Annotated in this window: 1 pseudogene; it reads right to left on the bottom strand. The window is 56.9% G+C overall.

Annotation, left to right across the window (positions count from 1 at the left end):
- Positions 1 to 2963, bottom strand: a pseudogene (locus EAE92_RS23765) (hemagglutinin repeat-containing protein); the annotation flags it as partial.

Here is a 2963-nt window from a genome sequence, read left to right as displayed (position 1 = left end):
ACGGGGGCCGGGTCATAATTGCTGCGGCTTTTCCCCTGCGAGGTTTTGGTGCCACCGAACCCGAACTTTTTCTTTTTGGTTTTTTTAGCATACCAGTGGGTCTGACTGCCCGTATCGGTGGTAATCCGTTCTCCCTGAGTAGCGATATTGTGCAGTTCGCCAATTTCACCACCGAGCGTGCCGCCAGCGACAATCTGGCTGTCGTGATTAGTGACCTGCGCACTGTTGAGCGTCATATTGCCCCCGGCCAGAATTTTACCGGGGTCGCTCTGTTTAACCTGAGTTTCCTTGACGGTGCGGGTGTACTGATATTCGTAAAAGTCATTACTGCGGCTGCCATCCGGCATGATGGCATCGTGCACTTTGTATTTATTGCGGTGGGAAGTGTCCACCTGTGACCAGTCATAACGGGTGGTCTGGCCGCTCAGTACCGCGTCATGATGCTGAGACTTTTCCGTTTCGACGACCTGGGTGACCAACCCGGCGTTGGTGTTGTTAATCCGGTCGGCATTAATCTTCAAGTGGCGCCCGGCTTCAATCGTCGCCGCGTGGTTATTGAGCTCACGCGCCTGACCGGTGGCCGTCAGGGTATTATCCAACTGACCGCCGATGCGCATGTCGCCCACGCTGTAAATCTGCGCATGATGCTGGTTGTTGAGCGTTCCGGTGCCGATGTCCAGCCGGTCACGTGCCGCAATGACCGCAGCTTTGCCGTCCTGGGCGGTGTTATTCAATGTGCCCGTCTGGAGGGCCAGCTGGTCCCCGTAAATGCGCCCGGTGCCGGTATTGTTCAGGGTGTTGGCCGTGAGATGAGTCAAACCGCCGTCAATCAGTCCGGTGTTGTTCAGGGTATCGTGAGCCTGGATTTGCGTTTGTTTAGCGCTGATTTCACCGGAGGCGCTATTGGTGAGATTGTGAGCGTCAAGATGCAGCGCCTGACCGGCTTTTATCTGGCGGTCATTGAGGAGATTGCCGGTCGTTTTCAGGGTCAGATTGCCATTGGCCGCGGTGTTGCCGGTATGATGAAAATCCTCGGTTAAGGTGACCGCCATATCGCCCTGCGATAACAGTTGACCGTCACCGCTTAAGGCGCGTGCGTTAATCGTGGCGTGCTCCCCGGCAATCAGGGTGCCTTGCCGGTTTTTAATCGCCAGATGCGGTTGCCGGGCCTCGCTTTTGAGAGTGAGCTGTTTGCCCGCAGAGACCAGCCCCTGAGTATTATTCAAGGTCTGGCTGATGTTCGCTTGCAGATGGTTGGCTGCCCGTAAAGCGCCCTGAGTATTGTCCACCTGTTGAGCGTTGACCGTCAGGTTTTGCGCTTCCACCCCGTTATCCGTGTGCGCCGTCTCGCGGTTAATCAGGCGAGCGGTGTTCAGGGTCAATTGCTGACCGCCACGGATAAGGCCGCCGGTGTTATCGGTTTGAGTGTCAACATCAAGCTGAGTGTCGCCCACCGCCTGCGCCTGACCGTGACGATTATCGAGCTGGTGAGTATTCAGGGTTAAGGTGTCGGTGGATAACAATTTGCCGTCCCGGTTATCCAGCGCGGCGTGTCGGGTATCGATAGCCAACTGTCCGCCTTGAAGATGGCCGTGGCGATTATCCAGTGGACCGCTGGTGAGGGTGGTTTTTCCTGCTCCAATAATCTGGCCCTGCTGGTTATCCAGTAACTGCCCGTTGGTATCCAGAGTCAGGGCGTCGGCGGATTGTAAGGTCCCCTCGCGGTTTATCAGTTGCCGGCTGTGAATGTCCAGCCCGCCATTGCCGGCAATCTGTCCCTGAGTATTAGTGAGCTCGGCGCTGGTCAGCGTGGTTTTACCGTCCGCGGCGATTATCCCGCCGGTGTTATCAACATCGCCGGTGCGCAGGGTTAACTGCCCGCCGCTTAACACCCGGCCCGACTGATTGTCCAGCGTGTCTTTGACCGCCAGTGTCAGCGAGCCTTTTTCGGCGGCCACGATGTTGCCGTGACGATTATCGACGGTCGTCGCTTTAAGGTTCAGGTTGCCGTTGCCCGCAAGGGTGCCGCGCTGGTTATCCAGCATTCGGGTGGTGAGGGACAGCGTGTCTTTGCCCTGTTGTTGCGTCACGCCGCCTTGATGACTCAGGGTATCGGCGTTGACGGTTATCTGCCCGGCCTGAGTTTCAGCCTGGTTGAGTTGCAGTTCACCGGCCTGTATCGTCAGGGCGCCATTGGTCAGTAGTTTGCCCTTATCACCCAGCCACCGTTGGGTGTTGAGCGATAATTGACCCTGACCGGCCAACTGCACCGTCCCCTGGTTGTTATCGGCCTGATGCGCGGTGAGATGCAACGCCTCGCCCTGACTGGCAATAGTGCCCTGCTGGTTGTCGAGCCGGTTGGTGGTGAGCGTCAAGTTCCCCTGATTGAATACCATTCCCTCACGGTTATTCAGGGCGCGGGTATGGAGCGCCAGTTCACCGGTCCCGGTCTGGTTAATTTTTCCTTTCAGGTTAGAGATATCTGGGGTTGTGAGGTGGATTTCCTTCGCCACTAACTGGCCGCCGTCGTTGTTAAACTGGCCCGGGGTTTTCGCGCTAAAACGGTCGGCGTTGACGGTAGCGCGAGCGGTACTGATGCCCGATTGACTGGCAGTCAGTTGAATTTGCCCGGCCGCCGTCTGGCTGTCGCTCAGGTCAATCTGTTGGCTGTGGATAGCCAGCGTATCAGTGGCCAGATTTTTGCCATTAGCCTGAACGTGTTGTTTGGCCGTCAGGGTCAAGGAGCCGGGTAAAGTGGTACGCCCTTTATCATCCAGCCCCGCAGCCCACACGCTGCCGTGACCACTTTGTATCGTTCCTGCTCTGGCGGTGATATTGCCCCGAGCCTCAACCCGACCACTATTGTTCAGTTGTTCGCCTGATTGCAAGGTCGCCGTCGATTGAGACAGGAGTTTGCCCTGATTGTCTATCTTTGCGGTACTGGTTAATTGCAACGCGTCACG

Source organism: Photorhabdus hainanensis, assembly GCF_018448965.1.
Classification (GTDB): Bacteria; Pseudomonadota; Gammaproteobacteria; order Enterobacterales; family Enterobacteriaceae; genus Photorhabdus; species Photorhabdus akhurstii.
This window is presented reverse-complemented; position numbering and strand designations above follow the sequence as displayed.